The sequence below is a fragment of the Nocardia jinanensis genome, assembly GCF_014645735.1.
Taxonomy (GTDB): domain Bacteria; phylum Actinomycetota; class Actinomycetes; order Mycobacteriales; family Mycobacteriaceae; genus Nocardia; species Nocardia jinanensis.
The window spans coordinates 805,352-831,065 of record NZ_BMMH01000001.1 but is presented as its reverse complement, the minus strand read 5'-3'; the positions used below and the strand labels follow the sequence as shown (position 1 = coordinate 831,065).

The window sequence follows — 25,714 nt, the reverse complement described above, 5'->3', positions numbered from 1 at the left end:
AGGTCACCGGCACAGAACATTCCGTCCGAGTGACAACTGAACCAGGAGCTGCCCATATGCCCATGCCGACCGAGGAGAGGGTGAGCCGGCTCGTCGCCGGACTCGTCGCCGGTCGAGGATTCGATCTCGAGGGTGTCGAGGTTTCGACCGCGGCGGGGCAGACCCGGGTGCGGGTCGTCGTGGACAGTGACCGCAGCGCCGACTTGGACACCATCGCCGAGCTCAGCGCGCAGGTGTCGGCTTGTCTGGACGAAGCGGACGACGAATTCGAGACCGCCCGATATCTGCTCGAGGTGACCACGCCCGGGATCGACCGGCCGCTCACCGCCCCCAGACATTGGCGCCGGGCCCGCGGTCGCAAGGCCGAGATCACCGTCAAGCCGGGTGTTACGCCACCGGAGCCTGCGCTGCCGGCGCATTTCACCGCGCGGATCGGCGCCCTCGAGGATGACCGGATCGCGCTGGTGCTGGGTGGTAAACGCGGACCACGGCTGGTGACCGTGGATCTGGAGGATATCGACCGTGCCGTGGTGGAGGTGGAGTTCTCCCCCCCGAATGCGCGCGAACTCGAACTCGCCGGGGGCGTCGCCGCCGGCCGCCCACCCGCGGGAGCGGACGCCGCGGAGCTCACCGAAACTGCTGTCGCCGCGTCCGATTCGACCGAAGGGACCATGGAATGAACATCGAAATCGAAGCCCTGCGCGCCATCGTGGCGGACAAGGGGATCTCGATCGAGACCGTGATCTCCGCGATCGAGTCCGCCTTACTCACCGCTTACAAGCACACCGAGGGGCACCAGGCCAACGCCCGGGTCGAGATCAACCAGCGCACCGGTGTCGTGCGGGTGCTGGCCACCGAACTCGACGCCGACGGCAATGTGATCTCCGAATGGGACGACACCCCCGAGGGTTTCGGCCGTATCGCCGCCACTACCGCCCGGCAGGTCGTGCTGCAGCGTCTGCGCGATGCCGAGAACGAGAAATCCTTCGGTGAGTTCTCGACCCACGAGGGCGATATCGTCGGCGGTGTGGTGCAGCGCGACGCGCGTGCCAATGCCCGCGGCACCATAGTGGTGCGGATCGGCAGTGAACTGCACGGCGCCGAGGGGCTGATCCCGTCCGCCGAACAGGTGCCCGGGGAGAACTACGAGCACGGCGATCGGATCAAGTGCTACGTGGTGGGAGTATCGCGCGGTCCGCGTGGCCCGCAGATCACGCTGTCACGGACCCATCCCAATCTGGTCCGGCGCCTGTTCGCGCTGGAGGTGCCGGAGATCGCGGACGGATCGGTGGAAATCGTGGCGGTGGCCCGGGAGGCGGGGCACCGCTCCAAGATCGCGGTCCGCTCCACCGTTTCCGGAGTGAACGCCAAGGGCGCCTGTATCGGCCCGATGGGGCAGCGGGTGCGCAATGTGATGAGCGAACTGGCGGGCGAGAAGATCGACATCATCGATTACGCCGACGATCCGGCGACTTTCGTGGGTAACGCACTCTCGCCGTCGAAAGTGGTTTCCGTCACAGTTGTGGATCCGGATGCGCGGGCCGCCCGGGTCGTCGTGCCGGATTTCCAGCTCTCACTGGCCATCGGCAAAGAGGGGCAGAACGCCCGTCTCGCGGCCCGGCTCACCGGCTGGCGCATCGATATCCGCAGCGACGCCGCCCCCGACGCCGGTGGAACGGTGCGGACGGAGGCGCATCGCCGGTGATACCCGACCCCGAATCGGCATCTGCGCGGTCACTGTCCCGCGACCAGCGAACACATCGCGCCGACTCGCCCCGAGCTACATCATCGGGGGCGGGGTTGGAGACCAGTGAGTGGTCGGCGGTAGAGTGGTACGAGGTTCGGTCCGAGTCTTCGGTTACCGACCGCGAACGTGATGGTCAGTCGGCGGCGCTTCGGCGCCCGACGGCTCCAATGCGAACGTGTGTCGGTTGCCGGAAACGCGAACCGGCCCCCGAACTGCTGCGGATCGTGGCGTGTGGATGTTCGACCGGCGACGGTGCGGACGTTGTCACGATCGTTCCCGATCCTCGGCGCAGGCTTTCCGGGCGGGGTGCGTGGCTGCACCCCCTATCGGCTTGTCTGAGCACAGCGGTCCGGCGCCGAGCGATCGGCAGAGCACTACGAGTGTCCGGACATCTGGATATCTCAGCCGTTGAGCTACACCTCGAGAACAGGCACGAGCACTCATGAGCACACCGTGAAGTCCCAACGATGAACGTCCATCGGAGTTAACCCGAGGTCGTGCGGGTCCCCGCCAGCAGGCGGGAGGCACTGCTCGACCTCTCAGTGAGGAGAGCAGTGGCAGGCAAGGCCCGCGTGCACGAGTTGGCCAAAGAACTCGGTGTCACGAGTAAAGATCTACTCGCGAAGCTCAAGGAGCAGGGCGAGTTCGTGAAGTCGGCTTCGTCGACGGTGGAAGCACCCGTCGCGCGTCGACTCCGCGAATCCTTCGCGGCGAAATCCGCCCCGGCGAAATCCGGGTCCAACGGATCCAAGTCCGCCGCGCGCCCCGGTCCCTCGGCCGCGGCGAAACCCGCGGCGCCCGGCCCGCGTCCCGGCCCGCGGACCCCCGCGGCCCCGAGCCCGGCCGATACCGCGCCGACCGCCGAGTCCCCCGCGGCTCCGGTCGCCGGTAACGCCCCGAGACCTGCGGGCCCGCGTCCCGGTCCTGCGGTGAAACCGGGTCCGGCCGCCCCCGCCCCCGCCCGGGAACCGGCGCAGCCGCAAGCCCAGGCTCAGGCTCAGGCTCAGGCCCCCGAGGCCACCCCCGGCCAGCGTCCGGCCGCCGGCGCCCCGCGTCCCGGTCAGCCGCGTCCGGCCGCCCCCGGTCAGAGCCCGGCCCGTCAGGGGCCGAAACCCGGCCCCAAGACCCCCCGCGTCGGCAACAACCCGTTCTCGTCGGCTCCCGAACGTGAGCGTCCGTCTCCGCGTCCACAGCCGGGCCCCCGCCCGGCTCCGGGGCAGGGTGGCCCGCGTCCGGGTCCGGCTCAGGGCGGTCCGCGCCCGCAGGGCGGCCCCCGTCCCGGCCAGAACGCCCCGCGTCCCGGCCCCGGTGGCCCCCGTCCCGCGGCCGCTCAGGGCGGTCCCCGTCCCGGTGGCCCGCGTCCGAGCCCGAACTCCATGCCCCCGCGTCCGACCCCCGGTGCGATGCCCCAGCGTTCGGCCCGTCCGGGTCCGGCCGCCGGTGGTCGTCCCGGTCGTCCGGGTGGCGGTCCCGGTGGTGGCGGCGGTCGTCCCGGTGGTGGCGGCGGTGGCGGTGGCTACCGCGGTGGCGGCGGTGCTCCCGCGGGTACCGGTGCTCCCGCCGGTGGTGGCGGTTTCCGCGGCCGTCCCGGTGGTGGCGGTGGCCGTCCCGGTGGTCCCGGTGGCCGTGGTGGTGCGGCCGGTGCGTTCGGTCGTCCCGGTGGCGCGCCCCGGCGCGGTCGCAAGTCGAAGCGGCAGAAGCGCCAGGAATACGATTCGATGCAGGCCCCGTCGGTCGGCGGCGTGCGGTTGCCCCGTGGCAACGGTGAGGTGATCCGCCTCGCTCGTGGTGCTTCGCTGTCCGATTTCGCGGAGAAGATCGACGCCAACCCGGCTGCCTTGGTCCAGGCCCTGTTCAACTTGGGCGAGATGGTCACGGCGACCCAGTCGGTCAACGACGAGACCCTCGAGCTGCTCGGCGGCGAGATGAACTACGTCGTGCACGTGGTCAGCCCCGAGGACGAGGACCGGGAGCTGCTGGAATCGTTCGACCTGACCTACGGCGAGGACGAGGGCGGCGAGGACGAGCTCGAACAGCGTCCGCCGGTGGTGACCGTGATGGGTCACGTCGACCACGGTAAGACCCGACTGCTGGACACCATCCGTAAGGCCAATGTCCGTGAGGGCGAGGCCGGCGGTATCACCCAGCACATCGGTGCCTACCAGGTGCCCACCCATCTCGGTGACGACGAACGCCTGATCACCTTCATCGATACCCCGGGTCACGAGGCGTTCACCGCCATGCGTGCCCGTGGTGCGAAGGCCACCGATATCGCGATTCTGGTGGTCGCCGCCGACGACGGTGTGATGCCGCAGACGGTGGAAGCGATCAACCACGCGCAGGCGGCCGAGGTGCCGATCGTGGTGGCGGTCAACAAGATCGACAAGGAAGGCGCGAACCCGGAGAAGATCCGGCAGCAGCTGACCGAATACAACCTGGTGGCCGAGGAGTACGGCGGCGAAACCATGTTCGTCGACATCTCCGCGAAACAGGGCACCAACATCGAGGCGCTGCTGGAGGCGGTGCTGCTCACCGCGGACGCCGCCCTCGACCTGCGGGCCAATCCGGAGCAGGACGCCCAGGGTGTGGCCATCGAAGCGCATCTGGACCGCGGTCGCGGTCCGGTCGCCACGGTGCTCATCCAGCGCGGCACGCTGCGGGTCGGTGATTCGATCGTGGCCGGCGACGCCTACGGGCGCGTCCGCCGGATGGTCGACGAGCACGGCGCGGATGTCGAGGCGGCCCTGCCGTCGCGTCCGGTGCAGGTCATCGGTTTCACCTCGGTGCCCGGCGCCGGCGACAACCTCCTCGTCGTCGACGAGGACCGGATCGCCCGCCAGATCGCCGACCGGCGCAATGCGCGTAAGCGCAACGCACTGGCCGCGCGCAGCCGCAAGCGGATCAGCCTGGAGGATCTGGATGCCGCGCTGAAGGAAACCAGCGAGTTGAACCTCATCCTCAAGGGTGACAACTCCGGTACCGTCGAGGCGCTCGAAGAGGCCCTGCTCGGGATCCAGATCGACGACGAGGTCCGGCTCCGGGTCATCGACCGCGGTGTCGGTGGTGTCACCGAGACCAACGTCAACCTGGCGTCGGCGTCGAACGCGATCATCATCGGATTCAATGTCCGGGCCGAGGGCAAGGCGACCGAACTCGCCAACCGCGAAGGCGTGGACATCCGGTACTACTCGGTGATCTATCAGGCCATCGACGAGATCGAGAAGGCGCTCAAGGGCATGCTCAAGCCCATCTACGAAGAGGTGGAACTGGGCCGGGCCGAGATCCGCGCCATCTTCCGCTCCTCGAAGATCGGTCTCATCGCCGGCTGCATGGTCACCTCGGGCAGCGTCAAACGCAATGCCAAGGCCCGTCTGCTGCGCGATAACGTGGTGATCGCCGAATCCACGACGATCAGCTCACTGCGCCGCGAGAAGGACGATGCCACCGAGGTCCGCGAGGGCTTCGAATGCGGTATGACGCTGACCTACTCCGATATCAAGGAAGGCGACATCATCGAGGCCTACGAGTTGCGCGAGAAGCCGCGCGACTGATGTGAGAAGGGCCGGGCGGATCTTTTCGCCCGGCCCGACTAGCGATATCGGCAACACAATGGCGGGCCTGCCCGGCGGGCAGGTACCGCCGGGCCGGATCGTCGCTACAACCGGGAGGATCGCGTGTACCTGGGTGCACTCGAATTCGACATCCTGCTGGGTGATGTGCACTCGTTGAAGGAGAAGCGTTCGGTGATCCGGCCGATCCTGGCCGAACTGCAGCGCTTCGGGGTGAGCACCGCCGAGGCGGGGGAACACGACCGGTACCGCCGCACCCTGCTCGGGGTGGGGATGGTGTCGGCAGAAATGGACCATCTGACGGCCGTGCTCGATCGATGCGAGCGGCATGTCGCGGCACGTCCGGAGTTACAGTTGCTGGCAGTACGCCGGCGTGTCTTCGGACCCGAGGACTGACCGGCCGCGAGTGATATCAGCGGTGGCCGCGGTCCGTGCCGCAGCGTTCGCGCGCGGACCGTCCCACCGTCGCTGAAAAGGAAAGGAGCGGCCATGGTGGATCAAGCCAGGGCACGCCGGCTCGCCAAGCGGATCTCCGCGATCGTGGCCACGGCGATCGAATACGAGGTCAAGGATCCGCGGTTACGTTTCGTCACCGTCACCGATGCGCGGGTGACCGGTGACCTGCACGACGCCACCATCTTCTACACGGTGATGGGTGAAACCGTCGACGCCGAACCCGACTATCAGGCTGCGGCCGCCGGTCTGGAGAAGGCCAAGGGAGTACTGCGTTCCAAGGTGGGCGCGGGTACCGGGGTGAAGTTCACTCCCACGCTGAGCTTCGTGCTCGATACCGTGCCCGATGCGGCGCGGCAGATGGAGGATCTGCTGGCGCGGGCGCGGGCGGCCGACGACGAAGTCGCGCGGGTGGCCGCCGAAGCCCGTCCCGCCGGTGACGCGGACCCGTACAAGACACCTCGCGACGACGACTGAGCCGCGGCCGATATGACCACAACCGGTGCCGCCGTCGATTTCACCGCGGCAGTCGGGGCGCTGGACAGCGCGCGTTCGGTGACCGTCCTGTGCCATATCCAGCCCGATGCCGACACCCTGGGTAGCGGTCTGGCGTTGGCGGCGGTCCTGGACCGGCGCGGCGTTCCGGTGCGGGTGTCCTTCGCCGAACCGGCGGAACCGGCCGTAGGATTGCGCACTCTGCCGGGGTCGCGGTTCCTGGTGCCGCCCGCCGAGGTACCCGCCGAGGTCGATCTGCTGGTCACGGTGGACTGCGGGAGCGCGGGCCGGCTCGGCGCGCTCGCCGACCGGCTGCCCGGGGCGGTGCGGACCCTGGTGATCGACCACCATCGGTCCAACACCCGATTCGGGCAGATCAACCTGATCGATCCGGACGCGGTGTCCACCGCCAGTGTCATCACGGCGCTGCTGGACGCGTGGGGCGAGCCGATCGATGCCGATATCGCGCACTGTCTTTTCGCCGGGCTGGCCACCGACAGCGGTTCCTTCCGCTGGGTGACCCCGGGGACGCACGCGCTGGCCGAACGCCTGCTCGCCACCGGTATCGACGGTGCCGCCATCACGCGCACCCTGATGGATACTCACCCCTTCGCGTGGTTGCGGATGCTGTCGACCGTGCTCGCCTCCGCCCAGCTCGATCGCGAAGCGCACGGCGGAACCGGGCTGGTCGCGGCGTTCGTGCTGGCCGCCGATCTCGCGGAGGTGCGCCAGGAAGAGGCCGAGAGCGTCGTCGATATCGTGCGCTCGACCGCGGAGGCCGGGATCGCGGCAGTGTTCAAGGAAGCCCGGCCTGCCGATGAGCGCCGGCGCTGGACGGTTTCGCTGCGCTCCAAGGACAGCGGCACCGGTACCGATGACGGCGCCGATGTCGCCGCGGTCGCCGCGGACCTCGGTGGTGGCGGCCACCGCTACGCGGCGGGATACACCACCTACGGTGAGCCGACGGAAATCCTGGCGCAGTTGCGCGCGGCCCTCGGCCGGCGTGTGAACGAGCCGCGGTAGGCGACAGGGAGCCGCTACGCCGACAACCCGGGGCGGATCGGGTCGCGCGTGGAGCGAGTACGGATGGAAAGCGAAGGATGCACACTGAGGTGACCGGGCCACCGGCCCCGGTAGTGGAGGCCGGACCGCGACGGATCCTGGGTCTGGCAGTGCCGACGCTCGGTGTGCTGGTGGCCGAACCGATCTATCTGCTGTTCGATCTCGCGGTGGTCGGCCGGTTGGGTGCGCTGGCACTCGCGGGGCTGGCCGTCGGCGGTCTGGTTCTCGTGCAGGTCAGTTCGCAGCTGACCTTCCTCGCCTACGGTACGACCGCCCGGTCGGCGCGGCGGCACGGCGCGGGGGACGAGCCCGGGGCTGTCGAGGAAGGTGTGCAGGCGAGCTGGCTCGCGGCCGGTATCGGCCTGGCGATCCTGTTGGTGGTGCAGGCGGCGGCGGTACCGATCGTCGGCGCGATCGCCGGGGACGCGGAGATCGCCGCCGCGGCGCTGGCGTGGCTGCGGATCGCGTTGTTCGGGGTTCCGCTGATCCTGCTGTCCATGGCCGGCAACGGATGGATGCGGGGCGTGCAGCAGACCCGGCGACCGCTCACCTATGTCGTCCTGGGTCTCGGACTGTCGGCGGTGCTGTGCCCGCTGCTGGTACACGGCCTGGCCGGGTTTCCGCGGCTCGGGCTGCCCGGGTCGGCGGTGGCGAACGTGGTGGGTCAGGCGGTGACGGGCGGACTGTTCCTGGCCGCGCTCGTACGAGCTCGGGTGCCACTCGCGCCGCGGCCGTCGGTGATGAAGGCGCAGCTGGTATTGGGTCGCGATCTCATCGCCCGCAGCCTCGCCTTCCAAGCCTGTTTCGTATCCGCCGCCGCCGTCGCCGCGCGGTTCGGGGCGGCATCGGTGGCGGCGCATCAACTCGTCCTGCAACTGTGGAATTTCCTCGCACTCACCCTGGATTCGCTGGCCATCGCGGCGCAGACGCTGGTGGGGTCGGCACTGGGCGCCCGCAACGCGGCCGGGGCGCGAGCGGTGGCCCGCCGGGTCACCGGATGGTCGGAGGTGTTCGCGCTGGCCCTGGCCGGGTTGTTCGCGGCCGCGGCGGCCCTGATCCCGCCATTGTTCACCGACGACGCGGCGGTCCTGGACCGGACCGCGGTGGTGTGGTGGTACTTCGTGGCGATGATCCCGGTGGCCGGTGTGGTGTTCGCGCTGGACGGGGTGCTGCTGGGCGCCGGGGACGCGGCTTATCTGCGTACCACGACGCTGGGTGCGGCGCTGGTCGGGTTCCTACCGGCTATCTGGCTGTCGCTGGCCTTCGATTGGGGTATCGGCGGAATCTGGTGCGGCCTGATCGCGTTCATGCTGTTGCGGTTGGCAGCGGTGACCGGGCGGGCGCTATCGGGGCGCTGGATCCGTGTCGGTGCCGAAATCCCGTCGTGACCGTGGGACACGGCAGGTGTTCCGGTACGGATGTATCGGGCGGAACAGGCGATATGCGAAGGTGGGTGTGGTGATACCCAAGTTGATGGCGGTGAGCGATATTCATGTCGGTCACCAGGGCAACAAACCGGTGGTCGAGGATATCCGTCCCGACTCCCCGGAGGACTGGCTGATCGTCGCCGGTGATGTCGCCGAACGCAGCGACGATATCCGCTGGGCGTTGAAACTGTTGCGGGAGCGGTTCGCCACCGTGATCTGGGTGCCCGGTAACCACGAACTGTGGACCACCGCCAAGGATCCGGTGCAGATGCACGGCGCGGCGCGCTACGACTACCTGGTCTCGCTGTGCCGGGATCTGGATGTGCTCACTCCGGAGGATCCGTTCCCGGTGTGGACCGGGGCGGGCGCGGAGGCCCACGGTGGTGCGGTGACCATCGCCCCGCTGTTCCTGCTCTACGACTATTCCTTCCTGCCCGAGGGGGCGCGCACCAAGGCAGAGGGCCTGGCCATCGCCCGGGAGCGCAATGTTGTGGCCACCGACGAGTTCCTGCTCTCGCCGGATCCCTACCTCACCCGCGACGCCTGGTGTGATGCCCGGCTGCGCGCCACCCGGCGTAAGCTCGACAATCTGCCCGAGGGCACCCCGCTGGTGCTGATCAACCATTTCCCGCTGCTGCGCGAGCAGACGGATATGCTCTGGTACCCCGAGTTCGCACTGTGGTGCGGTACCGAGCACACCGCCGACTGGCATACTCGCTACAACGTGCTGTGCGCCGTCTACGGTCATCTGCACATCCCGCGGACCACCTTCCACGACGGCGTTCGGTTCGAGGAGGTCTCGCTCGGCTATCCCCGGGAATGGCAGAAACGCGGTAAGCCCGACAAGCTGCTGCGCCAGATCCTGCCCGACCCCGAGTACGCCCCGGGCGATCTCAACGAATGGGGCGGTCATTTCCGGGTGACCCCCGAGATGGCAGCGGCCGCGGCGGAAATGCGGGCCAAGGCACAGCGGCGCCGCGGGCTCGATTGAGAGGTTCGGCCGGCTCTGCGCGACGGCCCACGGCCGGACCCCGGGCACCAGGTGCGGACGGTGGGTGGAGTGCCCGGCGTCGCCGGGCGCGCACCCAGTAGGCTCGGCGGCGATGATCGAGACAATCCTGCCCGCCGACGTCGCTTCCGCCGAGTTGCTCGACTACCCGGAAGATCTGAAGCCGCATCCCGCCGAAGCGCATTTCATCGCGAAATCGGTGGACAAGCGGCGGCGTGACTTCATCGGCGCGCGGCACTGCGCCCGCTTGGCTCTGGCCGAGCTGGGCGAGCCGGCTGTGGCCATCGGCAAAGGTGAGCGGGGCGCGCCGGTCTGGCCGCGCGGAATCGTCGGCAGCCTCACCCACTGTGACGGTTTCCGCGGAGCGGCGCTGGCACACAAGTTGCGCTATCGCTCGATCGGGATCGACGCCGAACCGCACGATATCCTCCCGGAAGGCGTCCTGGATTCGGTGAGCCTGCCCGCCGAACGGGAGTGGTTGCGCACCAGCGATTCCCCGCTACACCTGGACCGGCTGCTGTTCTGTGCGAAAGAAGCCACCTACAAGGCGTGGTTCCCGCTGACCACGCGCTGGCTCGGATTCGAGGACGCGCACATCACCTTCACTGTCGACGAAGCCACGGATACCACGGGCTCGGGCACGTTCCGCTCCCAGCTGCTGGTACCCGGGCAGACCGGCGACGGGGGGCTACCGCTGACCTCGTTCGACGGACGCTGGCGGATCACCGGCAGCTTCATCCTGACCGCGATCGCGCACAGCTGATGGCCGATCTCCTGGGCGGTCTGCTGATCGTCGACAAACCCGGCGGTCCCACCAGCCACGATATCGTGGCGAAGGCGCGGAAACTGTTGCGCACCAAGAAGGTCGGCCATGCGGGCACGCTCGACCCGATGGCCACCGGAGTGCTGGTGCTCGGTGTGGAACGCGCCACCAAACTGCTGGGACTGCTCACTCTCACCACGAAGAGCTATACCGCGACCATCCGTCTGGGCCGATCCACCACCACCGACGACGCGGAGGGGGAGGTGCTCACCACCGTGGCGGCCGGTGGAGTCACCGACGCCGGGATCGCGCGGGTCGTCGCCACTCTCACCGGTGAGATCCAGCAGGTTCCGGCCACCGTGAGCGCGATCAAGGTCGACGGGGAACGCGCCTATGCCCGGCATCGCGCCGGTGAAGAAGTGAAACTCGCGGCGCGGCCGGTCACCGTCTCCCGGTTCGACGTGCTGGAGCGCCGCGATCTCCCGGCGGAGGGTCTGGTCGATCTGGATGTGGCGGTCGACTGTTCATCGGGCACCTATATCCGGGCGCTGGCACGCGATCTCGGTGCGGCGCTCGGGGTGGGGGGCCATCTGACCGCGTTGCGGCGCACCCGCGTAGGACCGTTCACGCTGGAGCACGCGCGCACGCTGGAGGAACTGGCCGAGGATCCGGCGCCCAGCCTGGATATCGATACCGCGGTGCGGCTGTCCTTTCCGCGGCGAAGCATCGACGCCGGCGAAGCGGAGAAGCTGCGGGACGGTCGCTGGCTGGAACCGGTCGGGACGGCGGGCGTATACGCCGCCCTCACCGCCGACGAGAAAGTGATCGCCCTGCTCCAGGAGAAGGGTAACCGTGCGGCACCGGTGCTGGTGGTGCGGCCGCGCGGGTTGATCGACTGATCGACCCGGTCAGCCGGGGATCGGTTCTCCGGCGTACCGGACGCGCAGCCGCTGGACCGCGTCGTCCATATGGTCGCGCAGCATCTGGTGCACCCGCGGTACCGCCGCGGCCCCGATCGCCTCGCGCAATGCCACATGTTCCTGGGCCTGTTCCCGCAGATCGGGGTAGGTGGTCTGCAGGGCGCCGAGGCACATCCTGGTTTCGATCAGCAGCGTTCGCGCCGCCCGGACCAGCCGCGCGCTTCCGGCGGCCGCGACCAGCGCCTCGTGGAACTGCCGGTCGGCATCGGAGACCCCGGCGGCATCATGCGCCTCGGCCCGTTCGAGCATGGTCGCGACGCTCGGCGCCAGCGCCTCGTAGGCGATCTCGCGGCGGCCGTCGAGGATCAGGGTGAGGGCGCCGCCCTCGATGGCCGTCCGGGACCGATAGATATCGACCACGTCGGCGAGTGTCAGTTCGATGACGAAGATCCCGCGGTTGCGGATGCTGTGCAGTAAGCCTTCCGACACCAGTCGCTGCATCGCCTCCCGTACCGGTCCCCGCGAGACCCCGAACTGCGCGGCCAGATCGGCCTCACCCAGCTGCGCCCCCGGTTCGAGTCCGCCGCGCACGATCGCCTCGCGCAGCTTGTCCGCGATCATCTCGGCCGTGGACCGCTGATTGACCGGTTCGAAATCAACCACCGACATGGACAGACCTTTCCGCGAACAATGCGCCCAGCGACGACGATATCGGGGTCGCGCCGGCGAGCCGCAATCCTTCCCAGATCGTGACCTGGTTGGCGGTGAGCACCGGTTTGCCCAGCGCGGCCTCCAGTCGCGGCAGCACCTCGAGCGTGTGCATGGCGGTATCGGGGATCAGCAGCGCCTCCGCCTCGGGATGGTCGCCTGCGACCGCGAGTTCGAGCACCTGCTCGGCGGTGAGCGTGCCCACCTCCGCAGCGGTTTCGATACCCGCGCTCCCGAATGCCACGATCGTGATCCCGGCAGCTGCCAGGAAATCGGTGAACAGGCGTGCGACCTCGTCGGGATAGCTCGCCGCCACCGCCACCCGCTCTACGCCGAGCGCCCGGGCGGCCTCCACGAACGCGAAACTGGTGCTGGTGGCGGGCACTCCCGCGGCCTTTGCCAGCTCGCGGACCTGTTCGCGGGCGCCGTCCGGGCCGCGTACGAAGCTGCCGGAGGTACAGGCCCATACGACCACCTGCGGATCGTGCGCGGCCAGTTGCGCGGCCCCGTGCCGGAGCTTGCCGGGGCTGCCCAGATCCAGCAGTTCCGGGACCGCGTGCAGGTCGGTGCCGTAGATATGGGCGACCGGCAGCCGGACACCGAGTATCGACTCGGCCCTGGGGTAGTCGTCCTCCGCGGCGTGGTCGGGGTAGATGAAACCGATCGTCGGTACCGGCATGAGGACTCCGTTCCTGGGCTGGGTTCCGTTCGGGGACATGGTGTTTCAGAAGACTTCCAGGAGCCACCGGCCGGGCCCCATCATCGGCAGTTTCATCCGCCCGAGGCAGGCCCACATGGTGAGCTGGTTGGCGGTGAGAATCGGTTTGCCCACCATTTTCTCCAGCGGCTCGATGATGTCGTAGGTGGGCAGATTGGTACAGCTGACGAAGATCGCCTCGGCTCGGGGGTCGTCGGCGCCGAGGATGCGTTCGGCGATGGTGCGGTAGTTGACCTTCCAGATACCGCCGCCGAGACCCAGATGTTCGGAGCGGACCACGGTGCAGCCCGCTTCGTCGAGGAAATCGCGGAGTTTGCCGGTCAGGAGTTCGTCGTAGGGGGTCATGATGGAGATCTGCCCGATGTTGAGATGCCGGATGGCTTCGAGCAGGGCTCCGGAGGTGGTGACCGCGTTGGCGGCACCGGCCCGGCAGATCGTGTCGCACAGGGATCGCTCGTACTCGATCCCTTTGATGAAACTGCCGGAGTTGCACAGATAGGCGACGACCTCGGGTTCCACGTGCAGCACATTGCGGGTCGCGGCGGTGAGATGCACGGCGTCGGAGACCAGTTCGGCCATGGCCAGTGACACCGGCACCGGTTCATACGGTGTGCGGGCAAGGTGCAGGCTCACCTCCAGTGGCACCCAGCGCCAGAGTTCGCGCTCCAACGCCAGGTCGAACGGTGCGATCACACCGATGCCCCGTTGCGCGACCGGACCCTCCATATCGGGAAAATCGAACTCCACTGCGGCCCCTCTCGCACTCAGCCGGGAAGACCTCCGAGAACGATCGGATTGTTGACAATCATACGATGTGACCATACCGTGTCAATATGGAATCGGGCCCAATTGTCACCGTTGTGCACAGTGGCCGGCCGCCCGATCCGGCCCTCATGGCGCCGGTGAGTGCACGGGCCGCAGTGCGGTACACCGACTCCGCCGGATTGGCGGACGCGCTGCCCGGCGCGCAGGTGCTGTTCGTCTACGACTTCCAGACGCGCGCACTGCCCGGCGCCTGGCCCGCGGCCGACCGGCTGCGCTGGGTGCATATCGCCGCGACCGGTGTCGATTCGGTGCTGTTCCCCGAACTGTGTGCCAGCGAGGTGATCGTCACCAACACCCGTGGCGTCTTCGATACCGCGATCGCCGAATACGTCCTCGGGCAGATTCTCGATTTCGCCAAGGATCTCACCGGCTCCAATCGTTTACAGCAGCAACAGGTCTGGAAGCATCGCGAATCCGAGCGTATCGCGGGATCCACCGCGCTGGTCGTCGGGACCGGGGCGATCGGCCGCGCCATCGCCGGTCTGCTGCGTGCCGCCGGGATGCGGGTGCGCGCGGTCGGCCGCCGGGCGCGCAACGACGATCCGGACTTCGGTGTCGTGACCACCGATCTGTACGCCGAACTTCCCTGCGCCGACTACGTCGTCGCCATCGCCCCGCTCACCGACCGCACCCGGCACATGTTCGACGCTCGCGCGTTCGGCGCCATGAAGCCGCACGCCCGGTTCATCAATGTGGGACGCGGCGAACTGGTGGTGACCGACGATCTCGTCGGCGCGCTGCGCTCGGGCGGGATCGCCGGTGCCGCACTGGACGTGGTCGACCCGGAGCCGCTACCGTCCGGCCATCCACTGTGGACACTGCCCACCGCACGCGTCACGCCGCACAATTCCGGTGATTTCATCGGCTGGCGTGCCGAGATGGTCTCCGCGTTCGCCGCCAATTTCGACCGCTGGTCGGCCGGCCGTCCGCTGGACAATGTCGTCGACAAAACGCTGGGGTACGTGCCCGGCCGAAGGAGGGCCTCAGAATGAGCCACCCCGAGACCGCCCGACCGACCGACCCCGTCGAGATGACCGCGGTCGAACTGGTCTCGGCCTACGCCGCCGGGACCCTGTCCCCGGTCGAAGCCACCGAGGCCGTGCTCGCCGCCATCACCGCGCGCGATACCGATATCAACGCCTTCTGCCTGGTCGACCCCGACCGGGCGCTGGTGCAGGCCAAGGATTCCGAGGCCCGCTGGCAGTCCGGGCACGTCCGCGGCCTGCTCGACGGCGTCCCGATCTCGATCAAGGATATTTTTCTCACCGAGGACTGGCCCACCCGCCGAGGTTCCCTGAGCATCGGCCCGGAAGGCCCCTGGACGGTGGACAGTCCCGTCGCGGCCCGGGTCCGAGAGGACGGCATGGTGATGGTCGGTAAGACCACCACCCCCGAGATCGCCTGGAAGGGTGTGACGGACAGCCCGCTCACCGGGATCACCCGTAACCCCGTCGACCCCACCCGCACCGCCGGTGGATCCTCCGGCGGTAGCGCCGCGGCGGTCGCGGGGGGTATGGGTCCGGTCTCGGTCGGCACCGACGGCGGCGGCAGTGTCCGTATCCCTGCTTCTTTCTGCGGGATCGTGGGTTTCAAACCGACCCACGGCCGCATCCCGCTGTACCCGGCCAGTCCGTTCGGCCCGCTCGCCCATGCGGGCCCACTGACCCGCACGGTCGAGGACGCCGCGCTGATGCTGGATATTCTCGCTCTCCCCGACCCGCGCGACCCCACCGCGCTCGCGCCCACCCTGACCACCTTCCGCGGCCAGATCCAGCGTGATGTCCGCGGCGTGACCGCCGCCTACTCTCCGACGCTCGGCTATGTACGGCCCGACCCGGAGGTCGAGGCGATCGTGTCCGGGGCCGTACGGGTACTCGAGGCGGCGGGGCTGCGCGTGTCGGCGGCCGATCCAGGGTTCACCGACCCGCGGGAAGCCTTCGACGTCATGTGGGCCGCAGGCGCCGCCGCCATGCTCGCGGCCTTCCCTCCGGGTGCCCGGGAGAATGCGGATCCCGGACTGCGCCGGGTCTGGGAACACGGTGAAACCCTCGCCGCGACCGACTATCTCGATGCCCGCGCCGTCGCCGCCCAGGTGGCGATCACCATGGGCACGTTCCACACGGCCTACGACATCCTCATCACACCCACGGTCCCGATTCCCGCGTTCGCGGCCGGCCACGACGTCCCACCCGGTAGCGGAATGGCGGACTGGCCGGACTGGACGCCCTACACCTATCCGTTCAACCTCACCCAGCAGCCCGCGCTGAGTATCCCGGCCGGGTACACGAGCGACGGACTGCCGGTGGGTTTGCAGATCGTGGGGCCCCGGCATTCCGACGATCTCGTTCTCGCGATCGGACGGTTCGCGGAGCTGTGTTTATCGGCGGCGCCTTCGGCGCCGCTGGCGGGGCCCTGTTAACCCCGGTTCTTCACTCCTGCGCTCAGTCGCTTCGTCGCTCCGGAACCGGGGCGGGCCCCGCCGCTGAGGTGGACCATCCGGAGTAGACGGAAGGGGTGTAGAGGTGGGTCTCGATCAGTCGGCCCGGGTAGGTTCACGGCACTGTGAGTGCTCGATGGTCGCCGCCTGCCGCGGTGTGACATTCGGTCTTGCCCGGGGCGGGTCTGCTCGACGATCGCATGGCACACCGGCGAAGGTGGTGGGTGCGACCTGCCCATGAAGGATCGCGGCCCCGCGCCGCCGGTGATGTCGTGGATCGAGGCCACGACTCATGATCGAATCGACCCGCGGCAGCCGCGAGTTCGCGAAACTCTGGGCCGCGCATACGGTGGGTGACTGCGGCGGCGCCGCTCGCACCTTTCACCATCCCATTGTCGGCGCCATGGCGCTCATGACCCTTCCGGACGACGAGGGCGACCGCCTACGCCCGGGCGAAGGCGAGGGTTTCTCCGGCCACCCCGTGCAACCAGAGGGCGTTGCAGGCGCCCGCGAGCTCGGCCAGACCGTCCTCGATGGTGGCGAAGACATTGCCGGGAACCCAGCCGAGGTCGCCGTTGATGAGCAAGTTGTTGCGGCCGTAGAAGAGGGCGAGATCGGTGGCGCCCTGATCGTGGTGGGCGGTCGACCCCGGCTCGTACCCGTAGGCGGGGTTGCCGATCTCCCAGGGTTCGAAATCGAACAGGCAGACGTCACCCGGAATCGGGGTGACGGTGGGGTTCTCCCGGTGCGGGGCGCCGGGGATCCGCGGCACCAGCGTGTACACCTCGTTGCGGGCGTACTTGGCGTGGAAGGCGTCCCCTTCCTGGGGGAGCGCCTCCCATACCGCGGCGCAGGTGCGGGGCGCCTCGTCGTCGAGCAGCCGGGCGCGGCAGGTGATTCCGGCCTTGGCGAGGGTGATCGTGATGTAGCGCGCCATCAATCCGTCCTGTGGGTCGTACGCGAGCCCGGCGGCGGTGCCGGGGATTTCGCGGGATCGGTCAGAGTCCCAGTCCGGTGAGCACCTCGGACCAGATGGTCAGGGCATCGGTGACCTGGTCTTCGGAGACGATGAGCGGCGGGATCATCCGCACCACGTTCATATGGGCGCCGCAGGTCAGCAACAGCAGACCCTTCTCGGCGGCGAGTTGCTGGGCAGCGGTGGCGGTCTCCCGGTCGGGAGTGCCGTCGGGCGTGGTGAACTCCGCGCCCACCAGCAGGCCCAGACCCCGGATGTCGCCGATGGCCTTGGATTCGGCCGCCCGCACGCCGGCCAGCAGTTGGTCGCCGCGGACAGCCGCGTTCTCGACCAACCCCTCGGACTCGATCACGTCCAGTGTGGCCAGCGCGGCGGCGCAGGCCACGGCGTTACCGCCGTAGGTGCCGCCCTGCGATCCGGGCCAGGCGCGGCCCATCAGTTCGGCCGAAGCGGCGATCCCGGAGATGGGGAACCCGCTGGCCAGCCCTTTCGCCATGGTGATCACATCGGGCCGGACATCGAAATGCTGGTGGCCGAAAAACTTTCCGGTACGGCCGAATCCGGTCTGGATCTCGTCGAAGATCAGCAGGATGCCGTACCGGTCGGCGCGTTCGCGCAGCCCCTGGAAGAACTCACGGTTGCCGGGAACGTAACCACCCTCGCCGAGTACCGGTTCCACGATGAACGCGGCGGTCTCCGTGGGCGAGGTGAGGGTAGCGAAGAGGTAGTCGAGTTCGCGCAACGCGAAGGCGGTGGCCTCGGCCTCGGTCCAGCCGTACCGGAAGGCAGTGGGGAAGGGGGCCACGTGTACGCCGGGCATCAGTGGGCTGAAACCGGCGGAGAAGCGGGTCCCGGAGGTGGTCATGCTCGCGGCGGCGACGGTGCGGCCGTGGAAACCGCCGTGGAAGACGATCACATTGGGGCGGCCGGTCGCCTGCCGGGCCAGTCGCAGTGCCGCTTCCACCGCCTCGCTGCCGGAATTGGCATAGAACACCGAGTCGAGCCCGTCGGGCAATACCGTGCCCAGCCGCTCGGTGAGTTCCAGCATCGGCCGGTGCATCACGGTCGTGTACTGGCCGTGGATCAGCTTGCCGACCTGCTCCTGCGCCGCAGCGACCACCCGGGGATGGCAGTGTCCGGTGCTGGTGACCCCGATACCGGCGGTGAAGTCGAGGAACCGGCGGCCGTCGAGGTCGTAGAGGTAGCAGCCGGCGCCGTGATCGACGGTGACCGGTGTGGCCTGCTTCAGGATCGGAGAAAGTTCGGCCATGATGTTCCGCCTCCCGGGACGGTCGGTACGGCGGGCCGGACCGACGGGTGTGCGAGGCCGAGTGGACACCACTCGGAATTGTCGGATTGTTGACAATATGAATAGCACGGCGGCCCGGTCCAGGGCAATGGTTACGCCGCGCGGTTCGCGAGTCTCCGGGGTAGCCGTCGTGGATCTGTGGACCGCGGGAATTCTGCGGCCGCGGTCGTGCGGTGGTTGTCGGCGTTGTCCGGCCGGGTCGTTTCCGCGGTACCGACCGGCGGCGCGGATCAGTCCCGGAGCCAGATGGCCTCGGCGGCGATACTGCCGAGGTCGGTGAGGGTCTCCTCGCGCCCGATCCGCACCGCGATGGTGCCCGCGAAATCACGTCGCTCCACTACCACGATCACCGTGTCCAGGGCTATACCCACCGAATCGAAATACCGCAGCATCTCCGGATCGGAATCGGAGATCCGGGCCACCCGCCCCGATTCACCGGCCTCGAAATCGATCAACCGGCGGGCGGGCGGAGTCGGCACCGCGCCGTCCACCGAGGGAATCGGATCACCGTGCGGATCGCGGTCCGGGAAACCCAGTTTCGCGTCGATCCGCGCCATCAGCAGATCCGAGACCGCGTGCTCGAGGATCTCCGCCTCGTCGTGCACCTCGTCCCAGCCGTAACCCAGCTCGCTCACCAGAAAGGTCTCGATCAGGCGGTGCCGGCGCACCATCGCGATGGCGGCCCGGCGGCCTTCCTCGGTCAGCGTGATGGAACCGTAGCGGGCGTGCTCCACCAGGCCCTGGTCCGATAACTTGCGTACGGCCTCGGACACCGTGGAGGCGGAGACGCCGATCCGCTCGGCGAGCAGTTTGGTGCTCACCCGCTCCTGCGACCACTCCTGGGCCGTCCAGATGACTTTCAGATAGTCCTGCGCCACCGACGACAGTCCCGGAGCGACCGATTCCCCGGCGTCGGCGAGGTCCCGTCGGGTGGCGATATCTCGTTTTCCGGGCACGGTCACGAGCTTAAGCATTTCCGCGGCGATCCACCTAGACAGCACTGTCGGGTGTGGCCCGTCCGTAGTCTGCGCATGGCCGGAGCGAATGCGGAGGTACGCCTGGACGGCGCTGTCGGGTGTGGCCCGTCCGTAGTCTGCGCATGGCCGGAGCGAATGCGGAGGTACGCCTGGGTGGCGCAGCCCATATTCCGCACCTTGCCCGCCGCCTCCGGGAAACCCGGTGTTCGTCCGGGCGTTGCGCAGTCGAACACCGGCCGCACCCGAATACGGTACGGGCGCATGTTTGCGTAGGCTTGGCGTCTGTGCAGAGGTGGCGAAGTCTGGACGACGTACCCGCGGACTGGGGTCGGTGCGTTCTCACGATCGGCGTGTTCGACGGTGTTCATCGCGGGCATGCGCAGTTGATCAGCCGGGCGGTGAAGTCCGCTGCCGCGCGTGATGTCCCGGCGGTACTGATGACTTTCGACCCGCATCCGATGGAGGTGATCCGGCCCGGGTCCCATCCCGCGCAGCTCACCACGCTCACCCGGCGCGCCGAACTGGCCGAGGAACTGGGTGTCGACGTCTTCTGTGTCATCCCGTTCACCCACGACTTCATGAAGCTCACCCCGGGTGAGTACGTGCACGATCTGCTGGTGGAGCGGTTGCATGTCAGCGAAGTGGTGGTCGGCGACAATTTCACCTTCGGTAAGAAGGCCGCGGGCACCGTGGACACCATGCGCGAACTCGGTGGCCGGTTCGGTTTCGAGGTCGACGCGGTGACGCTGCTCGGCGAGCACGCCGTCACCTTCTCCTCCACCTATATCCGGGCCTGCGTGGACGCCGGTGATATGGCCGCCGCCGCCGACGCGCTGGGCCGCCCGCACCGGGTCGAGGGTGTGGTCGTGCGCGGTGACGGCCGCGGCCGCACTCTGGGATTCCCGACTGCCAATGTCGCCCCGCCGATGCATGCCGCTATTCCGGCGGACGGGGTCTACGCGGGCTGGTTCACCGTACTGGGACCCGGCCCCACCATCGGTACCGTGACCCCCGGTGAACCGGTCATGGCCGCGATCTCGGTCGGTACCAACCCCACCTTCTCCGGCCGCGCCCGGACGGTCGAGGCCTACGTCCTGGATCGCGAGGCCGACCTCTACGGGCAGCATGTGGCCGTGGATTTCGTGGACCATCTGCGCGGGATGCGGAAATTCGATTCGGTCGACGAACTGGTCGCGGTGATGGGCCGGGACGTGGAGACCACCCGCAAGATCCTCGGTTCGGCGAACTGACCCGGGCCCCGCGCGGGCGTGCGGTGACAGCTCGGGTAAGGTTTCGCGTCGGGTCTGCTGCGGTCCGCGGCGGCGCCCATCCCGGATACCCGGCCGGATCACCACGATATGCGCCTTCGGCGATATCGGGTGATGCGGTCACCGGGCTCTTGCGCGCGGAACTGAGAAACAGGAGTGGATGCCGCATGGCGTTGACCACCGAGCAGAAGAAGACCATTCTCGCGGAGTACGGTCTGCACGAGACCGATACCGGTTCGCCGGAGGCGCAGATCGCCCTGCTGACCAAGCGGATCTCCGATATCACCGAGCACCTGAAGGTGCACAAGCACGATCACCACACCCGCCACGGGCTGATGGCGCTGATCGGTCGCCGCAAGCGGCTGTCGAAGTACCTGGCGAACAACGACATCAACCGGTACCGCAGCCTGATCGAACGCCTCGGCCTGCGGCGCTGATCTTGAACACGCCCGGTTCCATGAGCCGGGCGGTACGTATGCCGACGGGGCGCATACAATCGCCTCGTCGGCATTTTCGTGTACCGGGGGTCTCCCGGATGCGAAACGACAGAACCAGCCGTGCACACCCGCGCTCGTGGCGTCGGTCTTCGGTAGTGGCTTTTCGGCCCGGTCGTGAACGCCGGAGAGCTTCGATCGATGACCGCCTCCGCGTCGCCGGCTCCAAGGGGAGCCCGGCCGGGTGTACGCGCCGCAGCACGAATACGGCCACCGCTGACCCGAACGGTCACCGCGGTTCCGCTGACGCGCCGCGTTCGAACCTGGTACGGCTGACACAGCCGGATCGCGCCACCGGGCGCTGTATCCGGCGAGACGAGAGGTTGAGAACAGAGAAATGCCAGAAACGATTGAACGCTCGAAGAGCTCGGCCATCGAGGTCGAACCGGGTGTTTTCGAATCCGTCGCGCTGATCGACAACGGCGCCTTCGGCACCCGCACGATTCGCTTCGAAACGGGCCGGCTCGCGAAACAAGCCGCCGGATCTGTCGTCGCCTATCTGGACGACGAGACCATGCTGCTGTCGGCGACCACCGCCGGTAAGCACCCCAAGGACCAGTTCGATTTCTTCCCGCTGACCGTCGATGTCGAAGAGCGGATGTACGCGGCGGGCCGGATCCCCGGTTCGTTCTTCCGGCGCGAGGGCCGCCCCTCCACCGACGCGATCCTCACCTGCCGCCTGATCGACCGGCCGCTGCGCCCGTCGTTCGTCGACGGCCTGCGCAACGAGATCCAGGTCGTGGTGACCGTGCTGAGCCTGGATCCCGAGGATCTCTACGACGTGGTCGCCATCAATGCGGCTTCGGCGTCCACCCAACTCTCGGGCCTGCCGTTCTCCGGCCCGGTCGGCGGTGTGCGGGTCGCCCTGATCAACGATCCCGCGGCGGGTACCGCCGAGGGCGGTCAGTGGGTCGCCTTCCCCACCGTCGCGCAGCTGGAGAAGGCTGTTTTCGATATGGTCGTGGCCGGCCGGGTCACCGAGACCGGTGATGTGGCGATCATGATGGTCGAGGCCGAGGCCACCGATAATGTGATCGCGCTGATCGACGGCGGTGCGCAGGCGCCGACCGAGGCCGTGGTCGCCGAGGGCCTGGAGGCCGCCAAACCGTTCATCGCGCGGCTGTGCCGGGCGCAGCAGGACCTGGCCGAACTCGCGGCCAAGCCCACCGAGGAATTCCCGCTGTTCCCGCCGTACGCCGAGGACACCTACGCCGCTGTCGAGGATGCCGCGAAGGCGCCGCTGTCGGAGGCGCTGAGCATCGCCGGTAAGCAGGAGCGCGACGAGAAGATCGACGAGATCAAACTCGATGTGCTGTCCCGGCTGGGCGAATCGTTCGAGGGCCGGGAGAAGGAACTGGGGGCCGCGTTCCGCTCGGTCACCAAGAAACTGGTCCGTCAGCGCATCCTCACCGACGGGTTCCGTATCGACGGCCGCGGTCTGGCCGATATCCGGGAGCTGTCGGCCGAGGTCGCCGTGGTGCCGCGGGCACACGGTTCGGCGCTGTTCGAGCGTGGCGAAACCCAGATCATGGGTGTGACCACCCTCGATATGGTCAAGATGGCGCAGCAGGTCGATTCGCTCGGCCCGGAAACCTCCAAGCGCTATATGCACCATTACAACTTCCCGCCGTACTCCACCGGTGAGACCGGTCGCGTCGGTTCGCCGAAGCGCCGCGAGATCGGGCACGGCGCATTGGCCGAGCGGGCGCTGATCCCGGTGCTGCCGAGCCAGGAGGAGTTCCCCTACGCCATCCGTCAGGTGTCGGAGGCGCTGAGCTCCAACGGTTCCACCTCGATGGGTTCGGTCTGCGCGTCGACCCTGTCGCTGCTCAACGCCGGTGTGCCGCTGAAGGCGCCCGTCGCGGGTATCGCCATGGGCCTGGTATCGGACACCGTCACCAACGACGCCGGTGCGCAGGAGGTCCGCTATGTGGCGCTGACCGATATCCTCGGCGCCGAGGACGCCTTCGGCGATATGGACTTCAAGGTCGCCGGTACCCGGGGCTTCGTCACCGCTCTGCAGCTCGACACCAAGCTGGACGGTATCCCCTCGCAGGTGCTCGCCGGTGCGCTGAGCCAGGCGCACGACGCCCGCACCACCATCCTGGACGTGATGGCCGAGGCCATCGCCACCCCGGACGAGATGAGCCCGTACGCGCCGCGGGTCACCGCGATCAAGATCCCGGTCGACAAGATCGGTGAGGTCATCGGCCCCAAGGGCAAGATGATCAACCAGATCACCGAGGAAACCGGCGCCAATATCTCCATCGAGGACGACGGCACCGTTTTCGTCGGCGCGACCGACGGCCCGTCGGCGCAGGCGGCGATCGACGCGATCAACGCCATCGCCAACCCGCAGCTGCCCAAGGTCGGCGAGCGGTTCCTCGGCACGGTCGTCAAGACCACGGCATTCGGCGCGTTCGTCTCGCTGCTGCCCGGTCGCGACGGTCTGGTGCACATCTCCAAGCTGGGCAACGGCAAGCGCGTGGCCAAGGTCGAGGACGTGGTGAACGTCGGCGACAAACTGCGCGTGGAGATCGCCGATATCGACAACCGCGGCAAGATCTCGCTGGTCCCCGTCGACGAGACCGCCGACGAGGCGCCCGCCGATGCGGACGCGGCAGCGACCGAGTAGTACTGGTCGTGTGACGGAGCAGAATACGACGGCCCCCCTGCGCCCGAGTGGGCAGGGGGGTTCGTCATCGGCGTGGCGGATCGGCGAAACGGTCGATATCGACAACGGGGTGCGGCGTACCGTCCTGCCGGGTGGTCTGCGGGTGGTGACCGAGCATGTGCCCGGTGTCCGTTCGGCGTCTGTCGGGGTCTGGGTCGGGGTGGGCTCGCGCGATGAGGGTCCGACCGTCGCCGGTGCCGCGCATTTCCTGGAGCATCTGCTGTTCAAGGCCACGCCGACCCGTTCGGCGCTGGATATCGCCGAATCGATGGACGCGGTCGGTGGCGAGCTGAACGCGTTCACCGCCAAGGAGCAGACCTGCTACTACGCGCATGTGGTGGACGAGGATCTGCCGCTGGCGGTGGATCTGGTCACCGATGTGGTGCTCAACGGGTTGTGCCGGGCGGCGGACGTCGATGTGGAACGACAGGTCGTTCTGGAAGAGATCGCGATGCGTGACGACGATCCGGAGGATCTCGTCGGCGACGCCTTTCTCACCGCGCTGTTCGGCGATCACCCGATCGGCCGGCCGATCATCGGGTCGGTGGAATCCATCGAGGGCATGCGGGCGAGTCAGCTGCGCTCCTTCCATCAGCGCCGCTACACCCCCGACCGGATGGTCGTCGCGGTGGCGGGAAATGTCGAACACGAACATACGGTGGAACTGGTGCACCGCGCGGTCGCCGGTCGGCTCGATCCGGGCGCGCTGCCCGCGCCGCGGCGCGAGGGTCGCTTCCGGACCCGGGAGGAGCCACGGCTGACCTGGTCCTACCGGGACAGCGAACAGGCGCATCTGGTGTTCGGCGTGCGGGCCTACGGTCGCCACGAAGGACAGCTGCGGTGGCCGCTGTCGGTGCTCAACACGGTAATCGGCGGGGGACTGAGTTCCCGCCTGTTCCAGCGCATCCGGGAGGAACGCGGGCTCGCCTACTCGGTGTACTCGAGTGTGGATACCTTCGCCGATACCGGTGCGTTCTCGGTGTATCTGGGCTGCCAGCCGGAGAATCTCGGAGAGGTGGCGACGCTGGCCCGTGGGGTCCTGGAAGAGATCGCCGCCGACGGCATCACCGATGCCGAATGTGCCCGCGCGAAGGGTTCACTGCGTGGTGGGCTGGTGCTGGGGCTGGAGGATTCGGCGTCCCGGATGAACCGGATCGGCCGCAGCGAACTGAGCTACGGCAACCATCGCAGCGTCTCCGAGACGCTGGCCCGGATCGATGCGGTGACCACCGAGGAGGTCGGGGAGGTCGCGGCCGCGCTGCTGTCCCGGCCGTTCGCGGCCTCGGTCGCCGGTCCGTATCAACGCGTGCGTGATCTGCCGGCGCCGGTGCGCCGGTTGGCCGCGAGCTGATCCGCGGGGCGTACGCCGCGTACGTCCGCGCGGCGGCGGCCGAATCACTCGGCGCGGCGGTGCCCGCGATCAGGTAGGCCGGGCAGATACCCCGGCCTCGCCGATCTTCGTGCCGCGACCGAGCGTCTCGGTGCCGGCCCGGCGTGCGGCCGGCGCGATCCGCCGCACGACCGTCAGCGGTTCGATTCCGGGGTGGCGCGGTTGGCCGCGCCGACCACCGAGTCCAGCAGGCCGGGCAGGGCTCGGTCCAGATCGGTGGTGCGCAGTCGCTGATGGGTCTGCCCTTCGAGCATCAGCCGTTCGATCACGCCCGCTTCGCGCAGCACTTTGAAATGGTGTGTGGCGGTCGACTTGTTGATCACCTCGTAGAGCGCGGCGCAGCGGACGGCGTCGTCCGCGTTGTGCAGGCGGCGGACCATCTCGAGGCGCACCGGGTCCTGGAGTGCGGCCAGGACCACGGGTAGCGGGGCCACCGGTGGGTTCGGAGAGTCCGTGGTCGGTGTGGTCTGCGTCATCATCTACTCGCTCGGGT

24 protein-coding genes and 1 pseudogene are annotated in these 25,714 nt (G+C 68.4%); 18 read left to right on the top strand and 7 right to left on the bottom strand.

From position 1 onward, the window contains the following. Window positions 1-56: 56 nt before the first annotated feature. From rimP to truB, 11 genes are all read left to right on the top strand, one after another. The gene (gene rimP, locus IEY68_RS03855) at window positions 57-680 is read left to right on the top strand and encodes a ribosome maturation factor RimP (protein WP_062996167.1); all 624 of its coding nucleotides are present in this window, start codon (window positions 57-59) and stop codon (window positions 678-680) included. After that, on the top strand, window positions 677-1,705 hold the full coding sequence (nusA, locus tag IEY68_RS03850; protein WP_062996165.1) for a transcription termination factor NusA: 1,029 nt from the start codon (window positions 677-679) through the stop codon (window positions 1,703-1,705). Before rimP ends, nusA begins: the two co-directional genes overlap by 4 nt. Before the next feature lie 209 nt (window positions 1,706-1,914). Beyond that, window positions 1,915-2,193, top strand: a complete 279-nt coding sequence (locus tag IEY68_RS03845) for a YlxR family protein (protein ID WP_189094015.1) — start codon at window positions 1,915-1,917, stop codon at window positions 2,191-2,193. Between the two features lie 108 nt (window positions 2,194-2,301). Further along, window positions 2,302-5,298, top strand: a complete 2,997-nt coding sequence (gene infB / locus IEY68_RS03840; RefSeq protein ID WP_189094014.1) for a translation initiation factor IF-2 — start codon at window positions 2,302-2,304, stop codon at window positions 5,296-5,298. A 123-nt stretch (window positions 5,299-5,421) separates the two neighbouring features. Then, entirely contained in the window at window positions 5,422-5,712 is a 291-nt protein-coding gene (locus tag IEY68_RS03835; RefSeq protein ID WP_058853987.1) for a DUF503 domain-containing protein, read from the top strand. Window positions 5,713-5,805: 93 nt separating this feature from the next. Further along, a complete protein-coding gene (gene rbfA, locus IEY68_RS03830) occupies window positions 5,806-6,246 on the top strand; it encodes a 30S ribosome-binding factor RbfA (RefSeq protein ID WP_058853988.1) in 441 nt (146 codons plus the stop codon). 12 nt (window positions 6,247-6,258) lie between these two features. Then, the gene (locus IEY68_RS03825) at window positions 6,259-7,287 is read left to right on the top strand and encodes a DHH family phosphoesterase (RefSeq protein ID WP_058853989.1); all 1,029 of its coding nucleotides are present in this window, start codon (window positions 6,259-6,261) and stop codon (window positions 7,285-7,287) included. A gap of 77 nt (window positions 7,288-7,364) precedes the next feature. Next, window positions 7,365-8,714: an MATE family efflux transporter gene (locus IEY68_RS03820; protein ID WP_058853990.1), complete on the top strand. Its 1,350-nt coding sequence runs from the start codon at window positions 7,365-7,367 to the stop codon at window positions 8,712-8,714. Window positions 8,715-8,784: 70 nt separating this feature from the next. Further along, entirely contained in the window at window positions 8,785-9,744 is a 960-nt protein-coding gene (locus IEY68_RS03815) for a metallophosphoesterase family protein (protein ID WP_156426087.1), read from the top strand. A gap of 112 nt (window positions 9,745-9,856) precedes the next feature. Then, complete coding sequence (gene npt / locus IEY68_RS03810; RefSeq protein ID WP_058853991.1) at window positions 9,857-10,525, top strand: 4'-phosphopantetheinyl transferase Npt; 669 nt, start codon at window positions 9,857-9,859, stop codon at window positions 10,523-10,525. Continuing rightward, the gene (gene truB, locus IEY68_RS03805) at window positions 10,525-11,424 is read left to right on the top strand and encodes a tRNA pseudouridine(55) synthase TruB (RefSeq protein WP_058853992.1); all 900 of its coding nucleotides are present in this window, start codon (window positions 10,525-10,527) and stop codon (window positions 11,422-11,424) included. Before npt ends, truB begins: the two co-directional genes overlap by 1 nt. Window positions 11,425-11,433: 9 nt before the next feature. On the opposite strand, the gene IEY68_RS03800 is transcribed toward truB, so the two are convergent. Genes IEY68_RS03800 through IEY68_RS03790 form a run of 3 tightly spaced genes read right to left on the bottom strand, consistent with a single transcriptional unit; the run spans window position 11,434 to window position 13,597 of the window. After that, window positions 11,434-12,114: a GntR family transcriptional regulator gene (locus tag IEY68_RS03800; protein WP_058853993.1), complete on the bottom strand. Its 681-nt coding sequence runs from the start codon at window positions 12,112-12,114 to the stop codon at window positions 11,434-11,436. After that, window positions 12,101-12,832: a maleate cis-trans isomerase family protein gene (locus IEY68_RS03795; RefSeq protein ID WP_058853994.1), complete on the bottom strand. Its 732-nt coding sequence runs from the start codon at window positions 12,830-12,832 to the stop codon at window positions 12,101-12,103. Before IEY68_RS03795 ends, IEY68_RS03800 begins: the two co-directional genes overlap by 14 nt. Before the next feature lie 45 nt (window positions 12,833-12,877). Further along, a complete protein-coding gene (locus IEY68_RS03790; protein WP_199804892.1) occupies window positions 12,878-13,597 on the bottom strand; it encodes a maleate cis-trans isomerase family protein in 720 nt (239 codons plus the stop codon). A gap of 107 nt (window positions 13,598-13,704) precedes the next feature. Here IEY68_RS03790 and IEY68_RS03785 point away from each other — a divergent pair, with 107 nt between their 5' ends. The 3 genes and pseudogenes from IEY68_RS03785 to IEY68_RS37010 form a co-directional block, all read left to right on the top strand. Further along, window positions 13,705-14,688 carry a D-2-hydroxyacid dehydrogenase gene (locus IEY68_RS03785; RefSeq protein ID WP_058853996.1) on the top strand — a complete coding sequence of 328 codons (984 nt, stop codon included), beginning with the start codon at window positions 13,705-13,707 and terminating at the stop codon, window positions 14,686-14,688. After that, on the top strand, window positions 14,685-16,115 hold the full coding sequence (locus IEY68_RS03780) for an amidase (protein ID WP_189094013.1): 1,431 nt from the start codon (window positions 14,685-14,687) through the stop codon (window positions 16,113-16,115). The genes IEY68_RS03785 and IEY68_RS03780 overlap by 4 nt, the downstream gene beginning before the upstream one ends. 310 nt (window positions 16,116-16,425) lie before the next feature. Further along, window positions 16,426-16,536, top strand: a pseudogene (locus IEY68_RS37010) (MmyB family transcriptional regulator); the annotation flags it as partial. A gap of 39 nt (window positions 16,537-16,575) precedes the next feature. Here IEY68_RS37010 and IEY68_RS03770 read toward each other — a convergent pair. The 3 genes from IEY68_RS03770 to IEY68_RS03760 all read right to left on the bottom strand — a co-directional run bounded on the left by IEY68_RS03770 (window position 16,576) and on the right by IEY68_RS03760 (window position 19,392). Beyond that, window positions 16,576-17,070, bottom strand: coding sequence for a DUF3830 family protein (locus IEY68_RS03770; protein ID WP_058853997.1), 495 nt, complete (start codon window positions 17,068-17,070; stop codon window positions 16,576-16,578). 61 nt (window positions 17,071-17,131) lie between these two features. Next, window positions 17,132-18,379, bottom strand: coding sequence for an aspartate aminotransferase family protein (locus IEY68_RS03765; RefSeq protein WP_058853998.1), 1,248 nt, complete (start codon window positions 18,377-18,379; stop codon window positions 17,132-17,134). 269 nt (window positions 18,380-18,648) lie between these two features. Next, on the bottom strand, window positions 18,649-19,392 hold the full coding sequence (locus IEY68_RS03760; RefSeq protein ID WP_082681212.1) for a metal-dependent transcriptional regulator: 744 nt from the start codon (window positions 19,390-19,392) through the stop codon (window positions 18,649-18,651). A gap of 287 nt (window positions 19,393-19,679) precedes the next feature. Between IEY68_RS03760 and IEY68_RS03755 the strand changes: the two genes are divergently transcribed. The 4 genes from IEY68_RS03755 (at window position 19,680) to IEY68_RS03740 (ending at window position 25,182) form a co-directional block, all read left to right on the top strand. Then, window positions 19,680-20,645 carry a bifunctional riboflavin kinase/FAD synthetase gene (locus IEY68_RS03755; protein WP_062996088.1) on the top strand — a complete coding sequence of 322 codons (966 nt, stop codon included), beginning with the start codon at window positions 19,680-19,682 and terminating at the stop codon, window positions 20,643-20,645. A 185-nt stretch (window positions 20,646-20,830) separates the two neighbouring features. Then, window positions 20,831-21,100, top strand: coding sequence for a 30S ribosomal protein S15 (rpsO, locus tag IEY68_RS03750; protein WP_058854000.1), 270 nt, complete (start codon window positions 20,831-20,833; stop codon window positions 21,098-21,100). Between the two features lie 394 nt (window positions 21,101-21,494). Continuing rightward, window positions 21,495-23,792, top strand: a complete 2,298-nt coding sequence (locus tag IEY68_RS03745; RefSeq protein ID WP_058854001.1) for a polyribonucleotide nucleotidyltransferase — start codon at window positions 21,495-21,497, stop codon at window positions 23,790-23,792. Then, entirely contained in the window at window positions 23,767-25,182 is a 1,416-nt protein-coding gene (locus tag IEY68_RS03740; protein WP_082681213.1) for a M16 family metallopeptidase, read from the top strand. The genes IEY68_RS03745 and IEY68_RS03740 overlap by 26 nt, the downstream gene beginning before the upstream one ends. A gap of 173 nt (window positions 25,183-25,355) precedes the next feature. On the opposite strand, the gene IEY68_RS03735 is transcribed toward IEY68_RS03740, so the two are convergent. Then, a complete protein-coding gene (locus IEY68_RS03735) occupies window positions 25,356-25,697 on the bottom strand; it encodes an ArsR/SmtB family transcription factor (RefSeq protein WP_058854013.1) in 342 nt (113 codons plus the stop codon). Between the last annotated feature and the right edge of the window lie 17 nt (window positions 25,698-25,714).

Coding starts and splice junctions, on each gene's coding strand:
- rimP (WP_062996167.1), top strand. CDS start 57: ATGCCCATGCCGACCGAGGAGAGGGTGAGCCGGCTCGTCGCCGGACTC.
- nusA (WP_062996165.1), top strand. CDS start 677: ATGAACATCGAAATCGAAGCCCTGCGCGCCATCGTGGCGGACAAGGGG.
- IEY68_RS03845 (WP_189094015.1), top strand. CDS start 1,915: ATGCGAACGTGTGTCGGTTGCCGGAAACGCGAACCGGCCCCCGAACTG.
- rbfA (WP_058853988.1), top strand. CDS start 5,806: ATGGTGGATCAAGCCAGGGCACGCCGGCTCGCCAAGCGGATCTCCGCG.
- IEY68_RS03825 (WP_058853989.1), top strand. CDS start 6,259: ATGACCACAACCGGTGCCGCCGTCGATTTCACCGCGGCAGTCGGGGCG.
- IEY68_RS03820 (WP_058853990.1), top strand. CDS start 7,365: ATGCACACTGAGGTGACCGGGCCACCGGCCCCGGTAGTGGAGGCCGGA.
- npt (WP_058853991.1), top strand. CDS start 9,857: ATGATCGAGACAATCCTGCCCGCCGACGTCGCTTCCGCCGAGTTGCTC.
- truB (WP_058853992.1), top strand. CDS start 10,525: ATGGCCGATCTCCTGGGCGGTCTGCTGATCGTCGACAAACCCGGCGGT.
- IEY68_RS03800 (WP_058853993.1), bottom strand. CDS start 12,114: ATGTCGGTGGTTGATTTCGAACCGGTCAATCAGCGGTCCACGGCCGAG.
- IEY68_RS03795 (WP_058853994.1), bottom strand. CDS start 12,832: ATGCCGGTACCGACGATCGGTTTCATCTACCCCGACCACGCCGCGGAG.
- IEY68_RS03790 (WP_199804892.1), bottom strand. CDS start 13,597: ATGGAGGGTCCGGTCGCGCAACGGGGCATCGGTGTGATCGCACCGTTC.
- IEY68_RS03785 (WP_058853996.1), top strand. CDS start 13,705: ATGGAATCGGGCCCAATTGTCACCGTTGTGCACAGTGGCCGGCCGCCC.
- IEY68_RS03780 (WP_189094013.1), top strand. CDS start 14,685: ATGAGCCACCCCGAGACCGCCCGACCGACCGACCCCGTCGAGATGACC.
- IEY68_RS03770 (WP_058853997.1), bottom strand. CDS start 17,070: ATGGCGCGCTACATCACGATCACCCTCGCCAAGGCCGGAATCACCTGC.
- IEY68_RS03765 (WP_058853998.1), bottom strand. CDS start 18,379: ATGGCCGAACTTTCTCCGATCCTGAAGCAGGCCACACCGGTCACCGTC.
- IEY68_RS03760 (WP_082681212.1), bottom strand. CDS start 19,392: ATGCTTAAGCTCGTGACCGTGCCCGGAAAACGAGATATCGCCACCCGA.
- rpsO (WP_058854000.1), top strand. CDS start 20,831: ATGGCGTTGACCACCGAGCAGAAGAAGACCATTCTCGCGGAGTACGGT.
- IEY68_RS03745 (WP_058854001.1), top strand. CDS start 21,495: ATGCCAGAAACGATTGAACGCTCGAAGAGCTCGGCCATCGAGGTCGAA.
- IEY68_RS03740 (WP_082681213.1), top strand. CDS start 23,767: ATGCGGACGCGGCAGCGACCGAGTAGTACTGGTCGTGTGACGGAGCAG.
- IEY68_RS03735 (WP_058854013.1), bottom strand. CDS start 25,697: ATGACGCAGACCACACCGACCACGGACTCTCCGAACCCACCGGTGGCC.